Origin of the sequence: Pseudomonas entomophila (genome assembly GCF_029193575.1) — a bacterium.
GTDB lineage: Bacteria > Pseudomonadota > Gammaproteobacteria > Pseudomonadales > Pseudomonadaceae > Aquipseudomonas > Aquipseudomonas entomophila_G.
The window spans coordinates 1-17,759 of record NZ_JARGCS010000023.1 but is presented as its reverse complement, the minus strand read 5'-3'; the positions used below and the strand labels follow the sequence as shown (position 1 = coordinate 17,759).

Genomic DNA, 17,759 nt, shown 5'->3' with positions numbered 1-17,759 from the left:
TTTGATCGTTCCCTTCCCCACGTTAACGTCGGCACCATCGGCCACGTTGACCACGGTAAGACCACTCTGACCGCAGCTCTGACTCGCGTCTGCTCCGAAGTATTCGGTTCGGCAGTCGTTGAGTTCGACAAGATCGACTCGGCTCCGGAAGAAAAAGCGCGCGGTATCACCATCAACACCGCTCACGTCGAGTACAACTCGAACATTCGTCACTACGCTCACGTCGACTGCCCAGGTCACGCTGACTACGTGAAGAACATGATCACCGGTGCTGCCCAGATGGACGGCGCGATCCTGGTTTGCTCGGCCGCCGACGGTCCGATGCCGCAAACCCGTGAGCACATCCTGCTGTCCCGTCAGGTAGGCGTTCCGTACATCGTGGTCTTCCTGAACAAGGCTGACCTGGTAGACGACGCTGAGCTGCTGGAACTGGTCGAGATGGAAGTTCGCGACCTGCTGTCCACCTACGACTTCCCAGGCGACGACACCCCGATCATCATTGGTTCGGCGCGTATGGCCCTGGAAGGCAAAGACGACAACGAAATGGGCACTACCGCTGTCAAGAAGCTGGTAGAAACTCTGGATGCCTACATCCCTGAGCCAGTTCGTGCGATCGACCAGCCGTTCCTGATGCCGATCGAAGACGTGTTCTCGATCTCGGGTCGCGGTACCGTTGTTACCGGCCGTATCGAGCGCGGTATCGTCAAGGTCCAGGATCCGCTGGAAATCGTTGGTCTGCGTGACACCACCACCACCACCTGCACCGGCGTTGAGATGTTCCGCAAGCTGCTGGACGAAGGTCGTGCTGGCGAGAACTGCGGCGTCCTGCTGCGTGGCACCAAGCGTGACGACGTTGAGCGTGGCCAGGTTCTGGTCAAGCCAGGTTCGGTCAAGCCGCACACCAAGTTCACCGCAGAAGTCTACGTTCTGTCGAAAGAAGAAGGCGGTCGTCACACTCCGTTCTTCAAAGGCTACCGTCCTCAGTTCTACTTCCGTACCACTGACGTGACCGGTAACTGCGAACTGCCGGAAGGCGTTGAGATGGTAATGCCAGGTGACAACATTCAGATGACTGTCACCCTGATCAAGACCATCGCAATGGAAGACGGTCTGCGCTTCGCCATCCGTGAAGGCGGTCGTACCGTCGGCGCCGGCGTCGTAGCGAAAATTATTGAATAAGTAGTTGATTTATCTCGATCAGGCCGGCACAATGGCCGGCCTGATACAGCGTTAAAGGTCAGTAGCTCAATTGGCAGAGCGACGGTCTCCAAAACCGTAGGTTGGGGGTTCGATTCCCTCCTGACCTGCCATTCACCTCGGTGTGATTGGCTTTCTTCTCACAGGATCCTCCCCGATGACTCCCAAAACTGAAGCCCAAGAATCGCGTTTTGATCTTTTCAAGTGGCTGGCTGTAGTTGCATTGGTTGTCGTAGGTGTCGTGGGTAATCAGTATTACTCCGCTGCTCCTATCCTGTACCGCGTTCTCGCGCTGCTCGCCCTGGCTGCTGCCGCAGGCTTCGTTGCCCTGCAGACCGCGAAGGGTAAGTCGTTCTTTGCGCTGGCGAAGGAAGCTCGTACCGAGATCCGTAAAGTCGTGTGGCCTACCCGCCAAGAAACCACCCAGACCACGCTGATTGTCGTGGCTGTGGTCCTGGTTATGGCGCTGCTGCTGTGGGGTCTTGATTCCCTGCTCGGCTGGTTGGTCTCCTTGATTGTTGGCTAAGGGTGTCCCGTGGCTAAGCGTTGGTACGTTGTGCATGCTTACTCGGGTTACGAGAAGCATGTAATGCGCTCCCTGATCGAGCGTGTAAAGCTGGCTGGCATGGAAGACGAATTCGGCGAGATTCTGGTCCCGACCGAAGAAGTCGTCGAAATGCGCAATGGCCAGAAGCGCAAGAGCGAGCGTAAGTTCTTCCCAGGTTACGTCCTGGTCCAGATGGAAATGAACGAAGGGACTTGGCACTTGGTCAAGGATACCCCTCGGGTCATGGGTTTCATTGGTGGTACCGCAGACAAGCCTGCGCCGATCACTGATAAAGAAGCTGAGGCTATCCTGCGTCGCGTTGCCGATGGTAGTGACAAGCCTAAGCCGAAGACGCTGTTCGAGCCGGGTGAAGTGGTTCGTGTCATTGATGGTCCGTTCGCCGACTTCAATGGTAGCGTCGAAGAGGTTAACTACGAGAAGAGTCGTCTGCAGGTCGCAGTGCTCATTTTCGGTCGTTCCACTCCGGTGGAGCTCGAGTTCAGCCAGGTCGAGAAGGTCTAGCGGAACGAAGCATCCCATACCCCGCAGCCCTATGTGCTGCGGGGTTTTGTCGTCACTGGGATAAAACGCAAGTCATCCGGGGAGCCAATTGGCGTTCGAACCCGATTTTGGAGTAGCTCATGGCTAAGAAGATTCAGGCTTACATCAAGCTGCAAGTAAAGGCCGGCCAGGCCAACCCAAGCCCACCCGTTGGTCCAGCACTGGGTCAACACGGTGTGAACATCATGGAATTCTGCAAGGCCTTCAACGCCCGTACCCAGGGTCAAGAGCCAGGTCTGCCGACTCCAGTGATCATCACTGTCTACAGTGACCGTAGCTTCACCTTCGAAACCAAGAGCACCCCTGCCTCGGTTCTGCTGAAGAAAGCAGCCGGCCTGACCAGCGGTTCGGCTCGTCCGAACACCGTCAAGGTCGGTACCGTGAACCGTGCTCAGCTGGAAGAGATCGCCAAGGCCAAGCAGGCTGATCTGACCGCAGCTGACCTGGACGCTGCCGTGCGTACCATCGCCGGCTCCGCCCGCAGCATGGGCCTCAACGTGGAGGGTGTGTAATGGCTAAGCTGACCAAGCGCCAAAAGGCCATCGCTTCGAAAGTCGAAGCTGGCAAGAGCTACAACTTCGAAGACGCCGCCGCACTGCTGGCTGAACTGTCCGCCGTGAAGTTCACCGAGTCCTTCGACATCGCCGTAAACCTCGGCGTTGACCCGCGTAAATCCGACCAGGTCGTTCGTAGCGCTACCGTGCTGCCTCACGGCACTGGCAAGACCGTACGCGTTGCCGTCTTCACCCAGGGTCCAGCCGCTGAAGCCGCTCTGGCTGCCGGCGCTGATCGCGTAGGTATGGACGATCTGGCTGCCGAGATGAAGGGCGGCGACCTGAACTATGACGTCGTCATCGCTTCCCCGGATGCCATGCGCGTCGTCGGCCAGCTGGGCCAGGTTCTGGGTCCTCGCGGCCTGATGCCTAACCCGAAAGTCGGTACCGTTACCCCGGACGTGGCTGGCGCCGTCAAGAACGCCAAGGCCGGTCAGGTTCGCTACCGTACCGACAAGAACGGTATCATCCACACCTCCGTTGGCAAGGTTGGCTTCGAAGCCGTCAAGCTGAAGGAAAACGTTGAAGCCCTGATCGCTGATCTGAAGCGTATCAAGCCGGCTTCCGCGAAAGGTATCTACGTCAAGCGCGTTACCCTGAGCACCACCATGGGTCCAGGCCTGGTCATCGACCAAAGCTCGCTGAACGTGTAAAACCGTGCCGGCGCGACCTGTCGCGCCGGCAGCAAGAGATTGGGGTCCCTGCCTGGCGGGGGCTATCCAAGACCGTAGGCGGCGCAAGCCTTAAAAGACAAGCCTACGCAGATGGTGCTCCCGATTCGTTACCGAATCAGACACCAAAACGACATCCGGCTTCGGCCAGATGAAACGGTAAAAACCAGGAGTAAACCCGTGGCAATTAAACTCGAAGACAAGAAGGCCATCGTCGCTGAAGTCAACGAGGCTGCCAAAGTCGCTCTGTCCGCTGTCGTGGCCGATGCCCGTGGTGTGACTGTAGGCGCAATGACCGGACTCCGTAAAGAGGCTCGTGAAGCTGGCGTATACGTGCGTGTCGTACGTAACACCCTGCTCAAGCGCGCTGTTGCCGACACTGAGTTCAGTGTCCTCAACGACGCCTTCACCGGCCCGACCCTGATCGCGTTCTCCAACGAACACCCGGGCGCTGCTGCCCGTCTGTTCAAAGAGTTCGCCAAGGGTCAGGACAAGTTCGAGATCAAGGCAGCTGCGTTCGACGGCAAGTTCCTTGCCGCTAACCAGATCGACGTGCTGGCGACCCTGCCAACTCGCGACGAGGCTATCGCACAGCTGATGAGCGTAATCCAAGGTGCAACCAGCAAGCTGGCCCGTACCCTGGCTGCTCTGCGCGACCAGAAAGAAGCTGCTGCTGCCTAAGGCGGCGTAGTCTCTCTCGAAATCAAACGTTTAATTTGATGGCCGCGTAGGCTGTCCCCCAATACAGGAATTCATAGTCATGTCTCTGACTAACGAGCAAATCATCGAAGCGATCGGCCAGAAAACCGTTCTGGAAATTGTTGAACTGATCAAAGCGATGGAAGAAACCTTCGGCGTTACCGCTGCTGCCGCTGTTGCCGCTGGCCCAGCTGCTGCTGCTGCCGTTGTTGAAGAGCAAACCGAGTTCAACGTCGTTCTGACCGAAGCTGGTGACAAGAAAGTCAACGTCATCAAGGCTGTTCGCGAACTGACCGGTCTGGGCCTGAAAGAAGCCAAAGAGAAAGTCGACGGCGCTCCTCAGGTTATCGCTGAAGGCGTTTCGAAAGAAGCCGCTGAAGACGCGAAGAAGAAGCTGGAAGAAGCTGGCGCTAAAGTCGAGCTGAAGTAATTTCGACTTTGCGACTGCAGCCTGAGCGGTAAGCGAAAGGCTGATGGCTGGTGGCTTATGCCACCGGCCTTTTTCCGTTATTGGTGGCCGATCAGGTCGGCCCCGATAACGAGCTGCAAGACACCCATGTGGGTGGCGCAAACCAAGGGGTTTGCACGATTTTCTGGCTGCTCCCGCCGGGAGAAGCCAAACAAGCAGGTGACCAAGCTGGGGAACGCTGATGGCTTACTCATACACTGAGAAAAAACGTATCCGCAAGGACTTTAGCAAGTTGCCGGACGTCATGGATGTGCCGTACCTCCTGGCCATCCAGCTGGATTCGTATCGCGAATTCCTGCAGGCGGGAGCATCCAAGGATCAGTTCCGCGACGTCGGTCTGCATGCGGCCTTCAAATCGGTATTCCCGATCATCAGCTACTCCGGCAATGCTGCCCTGGAGTACGTAGGCTATCGCCTGGGCGAACCAGCCTTCGATGTGAAGGAATGTGTCCTGCGTGGCGTGACCTTCGCAGTGCCGCTGCGGGTGAAAGTGCGCCTGATCATCTTCGACAAGGAGTCGTCGAACAAAGCGATCAAGGACATCAAAGAGCAAGAAGTCTACATGGGTGAAATCCCCCTGATGACTGAGAACGGTACCTTCGTTATCAACGGTACCGAGCGTGTGATCGTTTCCCAGCTGCACCGTTCGCCAGGTGTGTTCTTCGACCACGATCGTGGCAAGACCCACAGCTCCGGCAAGCTGCTGTACTCCGCTCGCATCATTCCTTACCGCGGTTCCTGGCTGGACTTCGAGTTCGACCCGAAGGATTGCGTGTTCGTCCGTATCGACCGTCGCCGCAAGCTGCCGGCGTCCGTCCTGCTGCGCGCCCTGGGCTACAGCACCGAAGAGATCCTGGACACCTTCTACACCACCAACGTGTTCCACGTTTCCGGCGACAAGTTGAGCCTGGAGCTGGTTGCTCAGCGCCTGCGTGGTGAAGTCGCGGTGATGGACATCACCGACGAAAGCGGCAAGGTCATCGTCGAGCAGGGTCGTCGCATTACCGCGCGTCACATCAATCAGATCGAGAAAGCTGGCGTCAAGCAGCTGGACGTTCCGATGGAGTACGTGATCGGTCGCACCACTGCCAAGGCCATCGTTCACCCGGCCACCGGTGAGATCCTGGCCGAGTGCAACACCGAGCTGACCACCGAGCTGCTGATCAAGATCGCCAAGGCTCAGGTCGTCCGCATCGAGACCCTGTACACCAACGACATCGACTGCGGTCCGTTCATTGCCGACACCCTGAAGATCGACACCACCAGCAACCAGCTGGAAGCTCTGGTCGAGATCTACCGCATGATGCGTCCAGGCGAGCCGCCGACCAAGGATGCCGCCGAGACCCTGTTCAACAACCTGTTCTTCAGTGCCGAGCGTTACGACCTGTCCGCCGTCGGCCGCATGAAGTTCAACCGTCGTATCGGTCGTACCGAGATCGAAGGTTCGGGTGTGCTGAGCAAGGAAGACATCGTCGACGTGCTGAAGACCCTGGTCGACATCCGTAACGGCAAAGGCATCGTCGACGACATCGACCACCTGGGTAACCGTCGTGTCCGTTGCGTCGGCGAGATGGCCGAGAACCAGTTCCGTGTTGGCCTGGTGCGCGTTGAGCGTGCGGTCAAGGAACGTCTGTCGATGGCCGAAAGCGAAGGCCTGATGCCGCAGGACCTGATCAACGCCAAGCCGGTCGCGGCGGCGGTGAAGGAGTTCTTCGGTTCCAGCCAGCTCTCGCAGTTCATGGACCAGAACAACCCGCTCTCCGAGATCACCCACAAGCGCCGTGTCTCCGCACTCGGCCCTGGCGGTCTGACCCGTGAGCGCGCTGGCTTCGAAGTCCGTGACGTACACCCGACCCACTACGGCCGCGTGTGCCCGATCGAGACCCCTGAAGGCCCGAACATCGGTCTGATCAACTCCCTGGCGGCCTACGCCCGCACCAACCAGTACGGCTTCCTGGAAAGCCCGTACCGCGTGGTGAAAGAGGGTGTGGTCTCCGACGATATCGTGTTCCTGTCGGCCATCGAGGAAGCGGATCACGTCATCGCCCAGGCTTCGGCCGCGATGAACGAGAAGAAGCAACTGATCGACGAACTGGTAGCGGTCCGCCACCTGAACGAATTCACCGTCAAGGCGCCGGAAGACGTCACCCTGATGGACGTTTCGCCGAAGCAGGTTGTTTCCGTCGCTGCCTCGCTGATTCCGTTCCTCGAGCACGACGACGCCAACCGTGCATTGATGGGTTCGAACATGCAGCGTCAGGCTGTTCCGACCCTGCGCGCCGATAAGCCGTTGGTCGGTACCGGCATGGAGCGCAACGTCGCCCGTGACTCCGGTGTCTGCGTTGTGGCCCGTCGTGGTGGCGTGATCGATTCGGTCGACGCCAGCCGTATCGTCGTTCGCGTGGCGGATGACGAAGTCGAGACCGGCGAAGCTGGTGTAGATATCTACAACCTGACCAAGTACACCCGTTCGAACCAGAACACCTGCATCAACCAGCGCCCGCTGGTCAGCAAGGGTGACGTGGTCGCGCGTGGCGACATCATGGCCGATGGCCCGTCCACCGACATGGGTGAACTGGCGCTGGGTCAGAACATGCGCATCGCGTTCATGGCGTGGAACGGCTTCAACTTCGAAGACTCCATCTGCCTGTCCGAGCGTGTGGTCCAGGAAGACCGCTTCACCACCATCCACATCCAGGAACTGACCTGTGTGGCGCGTGACACCAAGCTTGGCCCAGAGGAAATCACCGCGGACATCCCGAACGTGGGTGAGGCTGCGCTGAACAAGCTGGACGAAGCCGGTATCGTCTACGTGGGTGCCGAAGTCGGCGCTGGCGACATCCTGGTCGGCAAGGTCACCCCGAAAGGCGAGACCCAGCTGACGCCGGAAGAAAAACTGCTGCGCGCGATCTTCGGTGAGAAGGCCAGCGACGTCAAAGACACCTCCCTGCGCGTGCCAACCGGCACCAAGGGTACCGTCATCGACGTACAGGTCTTCACCCGTGATGGTGTCGAGCGCGACAGCCGCGCCCTGGCCATCGAGAAGATGCAGCTGGACGAGATCCGCAAGGACCTCAACGAAGAGTTCCGCATCGTCGAAGGCGCGACCTTCGAGCGTCTGCGTTCCGCCCTGAACGGCCAAGTGGTCGACGGTGGCGCGGGCCTGAAGAAAGGCACCGTGATCAGCGACGAAGTACTGGACGGCCTGGAGCACGGCCAGTGGTTCAAACTGCGCATGGCCGAAGATGCCCTGAACGAACAGCTGGAGAAGGCCCAGGCGTACATCGTCGATCGCCGCCGCCTGCTGGACGACAAGTTCGAGGACAAGAAGCGCAAGCTGCAGCAGGGCGATGACCTGGCTCCGGGCGTACTGAAGATCGTCAAGGTCTACCTGGCTATCCGCCGCCGCATCCAGCCGGGCGACAAGATGGCTGGTCGTCACGGTAACAAGGGTGTGGTCTCGGTGATCATGCCGGTCGAAGACATGCCGCACGATGCCAACGGTACTCCGGTCGACGTCGTGCTGAACCCACTGGGCGTACCGTCGCGTATGAACGTCGGGCAGATCCTTGAAACCCACCTGGGCCTCGCGGCCAAGGGCCTGGGCGAGAAGATCGACCGCATGATCGAGGAGCAGCGCAAGGCCGCTGAGCTGCGTGGCTTCCTCACCGAGATCTACAACGAGATCGGTGGTCGCCAGGAGAACTTGGAAGAGTTCACCGACGCAGAGATCCTCGCCCTGGCGAACAACCTGAAGAAGGGCGTGCCGATGGCTACCCCGGTCTTCGACGGTGCCAAGGAGCGCGAAATCAAGGCCATGCTGAAGCTGGCCGACATGCCTGAGAGCGGCCAGATGGTGCTGTTCGATGGTCGCACCGGCAACAAGTTCGAGCGTCCTGTGACCGTCGGTTACATGTACATGCTCAAGCTGAACCACTTGGTGGACGACAAGATGCACGCGCGTTCCACTGGTTCCTACAGCCTGGTTACCCAGCAGCCGCTGGGTGGTAAGGCGCAGTTCGGTGGTCAGCGTTTCGGGGAGATGGAAGTGTGGGCGCTGGAAGCATACGGCGCGGCATACACCCTGCAAGAAATGCTCACAGTGAAGTCGGACGACGTGAACGGCCGTACCAAGATGTACAAGAACATCGTGGATGGCGATCACCGTATGGAGCCGGGCATGCCCGAGTCCTTCAACGTGTTGATCAAAGAGATCCGTTCGCTCGGTATCGATATCGATCTGGAAACCGAATAACACGTGACGCGAAGGGGAGCGGGGCGGCCTACGCCCGCTCCCTGCTCCGCCAGGAGGAAAGGCCTTGAAAGACCTACTGAATTTGCTGAAAAACCAGGGTCAAGTCGAAGAATTCGACGCCATCCGCATCGGTCTGGCGTCGCCTGAGATGATCCGTTCGTGGTCGTTCGGTGAAGTTAAGAAGCCGGAAACCATCAACTACCGTACGTTCAAGCCTGAGCGTGACGGCCTGTTCTGCGCCAAGATCTTTGGCCCAGTCAAGGACTACGAGTGCCTGTGCGGCAAGTACAAGCGCCTCAAGCACCGCGGCGTGATCTGCGAGAAGTGCGGCGTTGAAGTTGCCCTGGCCAAGGTTCGTCGTGAGCGCATGGCGCACATCGAGCTGGCCTCGCCGGTCGCCCACATTTGGTTCCTGAAGTCGCTGCCGTCCCGTATCGGCCTGCTGATGGACATGACCCTGCGTGACATCGAGCGCGTGCTCTATTTCGAGAGCTACGTCGTGATCGACCCGGGCATGACCACCCTGGAAAAAGGCCAGCTGCTGAACGATGAGCAGTACTTCGAAGCGCTGGAAGAGTTCGGTGACGACTTCGATGCCCGCATGGGTGCCGAGGCTGTCCGCGAGCTGCTGCACGCTATCGACCTGGAGCACGAGATTGGCCGCCTGCGCGAAGAGATTCCGCAGACCAACTCGGAAACCAAGATCAAGAAGCTGTCCAAGCGCCTGAAGCTGATGGAAGCGTTCCAGGGTTCGGGCAACCTGCCTGAGTGGATGGTCCTGACCGTCCTGCCCGTGCTGCCGCCGGACCTGCGTCCGCTGGTTCCGCTGGATGGCGGCCGCTTCGCGACCTCCGACCTGAACGACCTGTATCGTCGGGTGATCAACCGTAACAACCGTCTGAAGCGCCTGCTCGATCTGTCGGCGCCGGACATCATCGTGCGCAACGAAAAGCGCATGCTGCAGGAAGCGGTCGACGCCCTGCTGGACAACGGCCGTCGTGGTCGCGCCATCACTGGCTCGAACAAGCGTCCGCTGAAGTCCCTGGCCGACATGATCAAAGGTAAGCAAGGTCGCTTCCGTCAGAACCTGCTCGGTAAGCGCGTGGACTACTCCGGTCGTTCGGTAATTACCGTCGGCCCGACCCTGCGCCTGCACCAGTGCGGCCTGCCGAAGAAGATGGCCCTGGAGCTGTTCAAGCCGTTCATTTTCGGCAAGCTGGAAATGCGTGGTCTGGCGACCACCATCAAAGCCGCCAAGAAGATGGTCGAACGCGAACTGCCAGAGGTCTGGGACGTTCTCGCCGAAGTCATCCGCGAACACCCCGTTCTGCTGAACCGTGCACCGACCCTGCACCGTCTGGGTATCCAGGCGTTCGAGCCGGTGCTGATCGAAGGCAAGGCGATCCAGCTGCACCCGCTGGTCTGTGCCGCGTACAACGCCGACTTCGACGGTGACCAGATGGCCGTTCACGTGCCGCTGACCCTGGAAGCCCAGCTCGAAGCGCGCGCGCTGATGATGTCGACCAACAACATCCTGTCGCCCGCCAACGGTGAGCCGATCATCGTTCCGTCGCAGGACGTGGTTCTGGGTCTGTACTACATGACCCGTGAAGCCATCAATGCCAAGGGCGAAGGTCGCGTATTCGCCGACCTGCAGGAAGTCGACCGCGTATTCCGCGCCGGCGAGGCTGCCCTGCACGCGAAGATCAAGGTTCGTATCAACGAAACCGTGAAAGACCGCGATGGCAGCGTGACCAAGAACACCCGTATCGTCGACACCACCGTCGGCCGTGCGCTGCTGTTCCAGGTTGTACCGGCAGGCCTGCCGTACGACGTGGTCAACCAGCCAATGAAGAAGAAGGCGATCTCCAAGCTGATCAACCAGTGCTACCGCGTGGTTGGCCTGAAAGAGACCGTCATCTTCGCCGACCAGCTGATGTACACCGGTTTTGCCTACTCGACCATTTCCGGCGTTTCGATCGGTGTGAACGACTTCGTCATCCCGGATGAGAAGGCTCGCATCATCGGTACCGCTACCGACGAAGTGAAGGAAATCGAGAGCCAGTACGCTTCCGGCCTGGTTACCCAGGGCGAGAAGTACAACAAGGTCATCGACTTGTGGTCGAAGGCGAACGACGAAGTGTCCAAGGCGATGATGGCCAACCTCTCGAAAGAGAAGGTCATCGACCGCGAGGGCAACGAAGTCGAGCAAGAGTCCTTCAACTCGATGTACATGATGGCTGACTCCGGTGCGCGGGGCTCCGCTGCACAGATTCGTCAGTTGGCCGGTATGCGTGGCCTGATGGCCAAGCCGGACGGCTCGATCATCGAGACGCCGATCACCGCGAACTTCCGTGAAGGTCTGAGCGTACTGCAGTACTTCATCTCGACCCACGGTGCTCGTAAGGGTCTGGCGGATACCGCACTGAAGACCGCGAACTCCGGTTACCTGACTCGCCGTCTGGTAGACGTGGCGCAGGATCTGGTCGTGACCGAGATCGACTGCGGCACCGACCAAGGTCTGCTGATGACCCCGCACATCGAAGGCGGCGACGTGGTTGAGCCGCTGGGTGAGCGCGTGCTGGGTCGTGTCATTGCCCGCGACGTGTTCAAGCCAGGCACCGAGGACGTCATCGTTCCGGCCGGCACCCTGGTCGACGAGAAGTGGGTCGAGTTCATCGAGCTGAACAGCATCGACGAAGTGGTCGTGCGTTCGCCGATCAGCTGCGAAACCCGCTACGGCATCTGCGCCAAGTGCTACGGTCGTGACCTGGCTCGCGGTCACCAGGTGAATATCGGTGAGGCGGTCGGCGTAATCGCCGCGCAGTCGATCGGTGAGCCGGGTACCCAGCTGACCATGCGTACCTTCCACATCGGTGGTGCTGCAAGCCGTACCTCGGCTGCCGACAGCGTCCAGGTGAAGAACGGCGGTATGGTGCGTCTGCATAACCTGAAGCAGGTCGAGCGTGCCGATGGCAACCTGGTCGCGGTATCGCGTTCCGGCGAGCTGGCCATTGCCGACGAGTTCGGTCGTGAGCGTGAGCGCTACAAACTGCCGTACGGTGCGGTGATTTCGGTCAAGGAAGGTGAGAAGGTCGAAGCTGGCGCCATCGTCGCCAAGTGGGACCCGCACACCCACCCGATCGTTACCGAGCTGAAAGGTACCGTGACCTTCGTGGGCATGGAAGAAAACATCACCATCAAGCGCCAGACCGACGAACTGACCGGCCTGACCAACATCGAGGTGATGGACGTCAAGGATCGCCCTGCCGCAGGCAAGGAAATCCGTCCAGCCATCAAGATGGTCGATGCCAACGGCAAGGACCTGTACCTGCCAGGTACCGACGTGCCGGCCCAGTACTTCCTGCCGGCCAACGCCCTCGTCGGCGTGGCTGACGGTGCCCAGATCGGTGTTGGTGACGTTATCGCGCGTATCCCGCAAGAAACGTCGAAGACCCGTGACATCACCGGTGGTCTGCCGCGCGTTGCCGACTTGTTCGAAGCGCGTCGTCCGAAGGAAGCGTCGATCCTGGCTGAAGTCAGCGGCACCATCGCGTTCGGCAAGGAAACCAAGGGCAAGCGTCGTCTGGTCATTACCCCGACCGACGGCAGCGATCCATATGAAGAGCTGATTCCGAAGTGGCGCCACCTGAACGTCTTCGAAGGCGAACAGGTCAACCGCGGCGAAGTCATCTCCGACGGCCCGAGCGATCCGCACGACATCCTGCGTCTGCTGGGTGTGAGCGCGCTGGCGAAGTACATCGTCAACGAGATCCAGGACGTCTACCGCCTGCAGGGCGTGAAGATCAACGACAAGCACATCGAGACCATCCTGCGTCAGATGCTGCGTAAAGTTGAGATCGCCGAGTCGGGTGACTCCAGCTTCATCAAGGGTGACCAGATGGAACTGACTCAGGTGCTGGTCGAGAACGAGCGTCTCGCCGGCGAAGACAAGTTCATCTCGAAGTACACCCGTGTGCTGCTGGGTATCACCAAGGCCTCGCTGTCCACCGAGTCGTTCATCTCGGCGGCTTCCTTCCAGGAAACCACCCGCGTACTGACCGAAGCGGCGGTGACCGGCAAGCGCGACTACCTGCGCGGCCTGAAAGAGAACGTGGTCGTGGGTCGTCTGATCCCGGCCGGTACCGGTCTGGCCTACCACAGCGAGCGCAAGCGTCGCCGTGATGCCGACAAGCCGCTGCGTGTAAGTGCCAGTGAGGTGGAAGCCGCACTGACCGAAGCGCTGAACTCCAGCGGCAACTAAGTACAGGGCAGGGCCCCGGTACATCCCCGTGGTCGTCGGCGACATGAATTGTTGCCGATGGCCGGGCGGGGAGTGCCGGGGCCTCGTCTTGACTGGGTGCAAGATCCTCTTTAGACTTTTGTACCCTTAAATTTGGTGAGGCTCCGTCTCGCCAATTTTTGGCTTTCTTGCAAGACAATAGCGTCGCAAGACAATCAGTGGAGCTAGTAGATGGCAACTATCAACCAGCTGGTACGTCAGCCGCGCAAGCGTACCGTCGAGAAATCCGACGTACCTGCGCTGCAGAACTGCCCGCAGCGTCGTGGCGTGTGCACCCGTGTGTACACCACCACGCCGAAAAAACCTAACTCGGCACTGCGTAAAGTGTGCCGTGTGCGTCTGACCAACGGTTTCGAGGTTTCCTCGTACATCGGTGGTGAAGGCCACAACCTGCAAGAGCACAGCGTCGTCCTGATCCGTGGCGGCCGTGTAAAAGACTTGCCAGGTGTTCGTTACCACACCGTTCGCGGCTCTCTGGACACTTCGGGCGTCAAAGGCCGTAACCAGGGTCGTTCGAAATACGGTACCAAGCGTCCGAAGTAATCGGTCGTTTGCAGACATCCATTTATTTGAGTCGATAAGAGTAAGGTCGGGCAGGGGTCGAAGACCCGCGTCCCGGGCTAACCTGAAGACCGTTTGAGGGCTTATCATGCCAAGACGTCGTGTAGCAGCAAAACGTGAGATCCTGGACGATCCGAAGTACGGGTCCCAGATCCTCGCCAAGTTCATGAACCACGTGATGGAAAGCGGCAAGAAGGCCGTAGCCGAGCGCATCGTTTACGGTGCCCTGGATACCGTCAAAGCACGCAAGAACAGCGACCCCCTGGAAATCTTCGAGAAAGCTCTCGACGCCATCGCTCCGCTGGTCGAAGTAAAGTCCCGCCGTGTCGGCGGTGCCACTTACCAGGTTCCGGTTGAAGTTCGTCCTTCCCGTCGTAATGCGCTGGCAATGCGCTGGCTCGTAGACTACGCCCGCAAGCGTGGCGAGAAGTCCATGGCCCTGCGCCTGGCTGGCGAGCTGCTGGATGCTGCTGAAGGCAAGGGTGCTGCAGTCAAGAAGCGTGAAGACGTGCACCGTATGGCCGAAGCCAACAAGGCGTTCTCGCACTACCGCTTCTAATTCAAGCATCAATTTCTTTGCGAGGGCTTTATGGCTCGTACTACAGCAATTAACCGCTACCGTAACATCGGTATCTGTGCCCACGTTGACGCGGGCAAGACTACCACTACCGAGCGGATCCTGTTCTACACAGGCCTGAGCCACAAGATGGGCGAGGTGCACGACGGCGCCGCGACTACCGACTGGATGGTTCAGGAGCAGGAGCGCGGTATCACCATTACCTCCGCTGCTGTCACTACCTTCTGGAAAGGTTCCCGTGGTCAGTACGACAACTACCGCGTAAACGTCATCGATACCCCCGGCCACGTTGACTTCACCATTGAAGTAGAGCGTTCGCTGCGCGTACTCGACGGCGCGGTCGTCGTATTCTGCGGTACCTCCGGCGTTGAGCCGCAGTCCGAAACCGTATGGCGTCAGGCCAACAAATACGGCGTTCCACGTGTTGTCTACGTGAACAAGATGGACCGTGCTGGTGCCAACTTCCTGCGCGTTGTCGGTCAGATCAAGAACCGCCTGGGTCACACCCCGGTTCCGGTCCAGCTGGCTATCGGTGCGGAAGACGACTTCCAGGGTCAGGTCGACCTGATCAAGATGAAAGCCATCTACTGGAACGAAGACGACAAGGGCACCACCTACCGCGAGGAAGAAATTCCTGCTGAGCTGGTGGACCTGGCCAACGAGTGGCGCAACAACATGGTTGAGGCGGCTGCCGAGGCCAACGAAGAGCTGATGAACAAGTACCTCGAAGAAGGTGACCTGTCCGTCGAAGACATCAAGGCTGGTCTGCGCGCCCGTACCCTGGCGAGCGAGATCGTTCCTGCTGTCTGTGGCTCCTCGTTCAAGAACAAGGGTGTTCCCCTGGTTCTCGACGCCGTTATCGACTTCCTGCCGGCTCCGACCGAGATTCCTGCGATCAAGGGTATCCACCCTGATCTGGCCGAAGTGCCGAAGGACGAAGTCACTCCAGAGCAGTACGACGAGCGTCACGCTAGCGATGACGAGCCGTTCTCGGCTCTGGCGTTCAAGATTGCCACCGACCCGTTCGTGGGTACTCTGACCTTCGTTCGCGTTTACTCGGGCTTCCTGAGCTCCGGTGACTCCGTCATCAACTCGGTCAAAGGCAAGAAAGAGCGCGTTGGCCGTATGGTGCAGATGCACGCCAACCAGCGTGAAGAGATCAAGGAAGTACGCGCTGGTGACATCGCTGCTCTGATCGGTATGAAGGACGTCACCACTGGTGACACCCTGTGCAACGCCGACAAGCCGATCATCCTCGAGCGTATGGACTTCCCGGAGCCTGTGATTTCGCTCTCCGTAGAGCCGAAAACCAAGGCTGACCAGGAGAAGATGGGTATCGCACTGGGCAAGCTGGCTCAGGAAGACCCGTCGTTCCGCGTCAAGACCGATGAAGAAACCGGTCAGACCATCATCTCCGGTATGGGTGAGCTGCACCTGGACATCCTCGTTGACCGCATGAAGCGCGAGTTCAACGTCGAAGCCAACATCGGCAAGCCGCAGGTTTCGTACCGCGAGAAGATCACCAAGTCCAACGTCGAGATCGAAGGCAAGTTCGTTCGTCAGTCGGGTGGTCGTGGTCAGTTCGGTCACTGCTGGATCCGTTTCTCGGAGCCAGATCAGGACGAGAAGGGCAACATCACCGAAGGTCTGGTGTTCGCGAACGAAGTCGTTGGTGGTGTGATTCCGAAGGAGTACATCCCTGCGATCCAGAAGGGTATCGAAGAGCAGATGAAGAACGGCGTTGTCGCCGGCTATCCGCTGATCGGCCTGAAGGCTGCGGTATTCGACGGTTCGTACCACGACGTCGACTCCAACGAAATGGCGTTCAAGATCGCTGCTTCGATGGCAACCAAGCAACTGGCCCAGAAAGGCGGTGGCGTGGTCCTCGAGCCGATCATGAAGGTCGAAGTTGTAACCCCGGAAGACTACCTGGGTGACGTGATGGGTGACCTGAACCGTCGTCGTGGTCTGGTACAGGGTATGGATGAGTCGGTCTCTGGCCGCGTCGTCCGCGCTGAAGTTCCGCTCGGAGAAATGTTCGGTTACGCAACCGACGTTCGTTCCATGTCTCAGGGTCGCGCAAGCTACTCCATGGAATTCTCCAAATACGCCGAAGCTCCGTCGAACATCGTCGAAGCACTCGTTAAAAAACAAGGCTAATCCCCTTTAGGCAAGAGGTTCACTGTCGTGGCTAAAGAAAAATTTGATCGTTCCCTTCCCCACGTTAACGTCGGCACCATCGGCCACGTTGACCACGGTAAGACCACTCTGACCGCAGCTCTGACTCGCGTCTGCTCCGAAGTATTCGGTTCGGCAGTCGTTGAGTTCGACAAGATCGACTCGGCTCCGGAAGAAAAAGCGCGCGGTATCACCATCAACACCGCTCACGTCGAGTACAACTCGAACATTCGTCACTACGCTCACGTCGACTGCCCAGGTCACGCTGACTACGTGAAGAACATGATCACCGGTGCTGCCCAGATGGACGGCGCGATCCTGGTTTGCTCGGCCGCCGACGGTCCGATGCCGCAAACCCGTGAGCACATCCTGCTGTCCCGTCAGGTAGGCGTTCCGTACATCGTGGTCTTCCTGAACAAGGCTGACCTGGTAGACGACGCTGAGCTGCTGGAACTGGTCGAGATGGAAGTTCGCGACCTGCTGTCCACCTACGACTTCCCAGGCGACGACACCCCGATCATCATTGGTTCGGCGCGTATGGCCCTGGAAGGCAAAGACGACAACGAAATGGGCACTACCGCTGTCAAGAAGCTGGTAGAAACTCTGGATGCCTACATCCCTGAGCCAGTTCGTGCGATCGACCAGCCGTTCCTGATGCCGATCGAAGACGTGTTCTCGATCTCGGGTCGCGGTACCGTTGTTACCGGCCGTATCGAGCGCGGTATCGTCAAGGTCCAGGATCCGCTGGAAATCGTTGGTCTGCGTGACACCACCACCACCACCTGCACCGGCGTTGAGATGTTCCGCAAGCTGCTGGACGAAGGTCGTGCTGGCGAGAACTGCGGCGTCCTGCTGCGTGGCACCAAGCGTGACGACGTTGAGCGTGGCCAGGTTCTGGTCAAGCCAGGTTCGGTCAAGCCGCACACCAAGTTCACCGCAGAAGTCTACGTTCTGTCGAAAGAAGAAGGCGGTCGTCACACTCCGTTCTTCAAAGGCTACCGTCCTCAGTTCTACTTCCGTACCACTGACGTGACCGGTAACTGCGAACTGCCGGAAGGCGTTGAGATGGTAATGCCAGGTGACAACATTCAGATGACTGTCACCCTGATCAAGACCATCGCAATGGAAGACGGTCTGCGCTTCGCCATCCGTGAAGGCGGTCGTACCGTCGGCGCCGGCGTCGTAGC

Annotated in this window: 14 protein-coding genes and 1 tRNA gene; all 15 read left to right on the top strand. The window is 59.1% G+C overall.

Going from position 1 to position 17,759, the window contains the following annotated elements; genetic code table 11:
* The coding region (gene tuf / locus P0Y43_RS11095; RefSeq protein ID WP_275637331.1) for an elongation factor Tu at nt 1-1,179 on the top strand (1,179 nt) is incomplete at its 5' end.
* 55 nt (nt 1,180-1,234) lie between these two features.
* Nucleotides 1,235-1,310 (top strand) — tRNA-Trp (locus P0Y43_RS11090).
* Nucleotides 1,311-1,354: 44 nt separating this feature from the next.
* Nucleotides 1,355-1,723: a preprotein translocase subunit SecE gene (secE, locus tag P0Y43_RS11085; RefSeq protein ID WP_275637330.1), complete on the top strand. Its 369-nt coding sequence runs from the start codon at nt 1,355-1,357 to the stop codon at nt 1,721-1,723.
* Between the two features lie 9 nt (nt 1,724-1,732).
* Complete coding sequence (gene nusG / locus P0Y43_RS11080) at nt 1,733-2,266, top strand: transcription termination/antitermination protein NusG (RefSeq protein WP_011531880.1); 534 nt, start codon at nt 1,733-1,735, stop codon at nt 2,264-2,266.
* 119 nt (nt 2,267-2,385) lie between these two features.
* The gene (rplK, locus tag P0Y43_RS11075; protein WP_217841529.1) at nt 2,386-2,817 is read left to right on the top strand and encodes a 50S ribosomal protein L11; all 432 of its coding nucleotides are present in this window, start codon (nt 2,386-2,388) and stop codon (nt 2,815-2,817) included.
* Complete coding sequence (gene rplA, locus P0Y43_RS11070) at nt 2,817-3,512, top strand: 50S ribosomal protein L1 (RefSeq protein WP_275637329.1); 696 nt, start codon at nt 2,817-2,819, stop codon at nt 3,510-3,512. The genes rplK and rplA overlap by 1 nt, the downstream gene beginning before the upstream one ends.
* 198 nt (nt 3,513-3,710) lie before the next feature.
* Complete coding sequence (gene rplJ, locus P0Y43_RS11065; protein WP_029614620.1) at nt 3,711-4,211, top strand: 50S ribosomal protein L10; 501 nt, start codon at nt 3,711-3,713, stop codon at nt 4,209-4,211.
* A gap of 79 nt (nt 4,212-4,290) precedes the next feature.
* Nucleotides 4,291-4,659: a 50S ribosomal protein L7/L12 gene (gene rplL, locus P0Y43_RS11060; RefSeq protein WP_275637328.1), complete on the top strand. Its 369-nt coding sequence runs from the start codon at nt 4,291-4,293 to the stop codon at nt 4,657-4,659.
* Nucleotides 4,660-4,709: 50 nt separating this feature from the next.
* Entirely contained in the window at nt 4,710-4,880 is a 171-nt protein-coding gene (locus tag P0Y43_RS11055; protein WP_275637327.1) for a hypothetical protein, read from the top strand.
* Nucleotides 4,880-8,953 (top strand): DNA-directed RNA polymerase subunit beta, encoded by a 4,074-nt coding sequence (gene rpoB, locus P0Y43_RS11050; RefSeq protein WP_275637326.1) that lies wholly within the window; start codon nt 4,880-4,882, stop codon nt 8,951-8,953. Before P0Y43_RS11055 ends, rpoB begins: the two co-directional genes overlap by 1 nt.
* 64 nt (nt 8,954-9,017) lie before the next feature.
* Nucleotides 9,018-13,217, top strand: a complete 4,200-nt coding sequence (gene rpoC / locus P0Y43_RS11045) for a DNA-directed RNA polymerase subunit beta' (protein ID WP_275637325.1) — start codon at nt 9,018-9,020, stop codon at nt 13,215-13,217.
* Nucleotides 13,218-13,427: 210 nt separating this feature from the next.
* Nucleotides 13,428-13,799: a 30S ribosomal protein S12 gene (rpsL, locus tag P0Y43_RS11040; protein ID WP_003257088.1), complete on the top strand. Its 372-nt coding sequence runs from the start codon at nt 13,428-13,430 to the stop codon at nt 13,797-13,799.
* Nucleotides 13,800-13,905: 106 nt separating this feature from the next.
* Complete coding sequence (gene rpsG, locus P0Y43_RS11035) at nt 13,906-14,376, top strand: 30S ribosomal protein S7 (protein WP_003246741.1); 471 nt, start codon at nt 13,906-13,908, stop codon at nt 14,374-14,376.
* 30 nt (nt 14,377-14,406) lie between these two features.
* Nucleotides 14,407-16,554 carry an elongation factor G gene (fusA, locus tag P0Y43_RS11030; protein WP_275637324.1) on the top strand — a complete coding sequence of 716 codons (2,148 nt, stop codon included), beginning with the start codon at nt 14,407-14,409 and terminating at the stop codon, nt 16,552-16,554.
* Between the two features lie 27 nt (nt 16,555-16,581).
* On the top strand, nt 16,582-17,759 hold a 1,178-nt coding region (tuf, locus tag P0Y43_RS11025; RefSeq protein ID WP_275635371.1), incomplete at its 3' end, for an elongation factor Tu.

Excerpts from the sequence above, each read along its gene's own strand:
- secE (WP_275637330.1), top strand. The coding sequence starts at position 1,355 with ATGACTCCCAAAACTGAAGCCCAAGAATCGCGTTTTGATCTTTTCAAG.
- rplK (WP_217841529.1), top strand. The coding sequence starts at position 2,386 with ATGGCTAAGAAGATTCAGGCTTACATCAAGCTGCAAGTAAAGGCCGGC.
- rplA (WP_275637329.1), top strand. The coding sequence starts at position 2,817 with ATGGCTAAGCTGACCAAGCGCCAAAAGGCCATCGCTTCGAAAGTCGAA.
- rplL (WP_275637328.1), top strand. The coding sequence starts at position 4,291 with ATGTCTCTGACTAACGAGCAAATCATCGAAGCGATCGGCCAGAAAACC.
- rpoB (WP_275637326.1), top strand. The coding sequence starts at position 4,880 with ATGGCTTACTCATACACTGAGAAAAAACGTATCCGCAAGGACTTTAGC.
- rpsL (WP_003257088.1), top strand. The coding sequence starts at position 13,428 with ATGGCAACTATCAACCAGCTGGTACGTCAGCCGCGCAAGCGTACCGTC.
- rpsG (WP_003246741.1), top strand. The coding sequence starts at position 13,906 with ATGCCAAGACGTCGTGTAGCAGCAAAACGTGAGATCCTGGACGATCCG.
- fusA (WP_275637324.1), top strand. The coding sequence starts at position 14,407 with ATGGCTCGTACTACAGCAATTAACCGCTACCGTAACATCGGTATCTGT.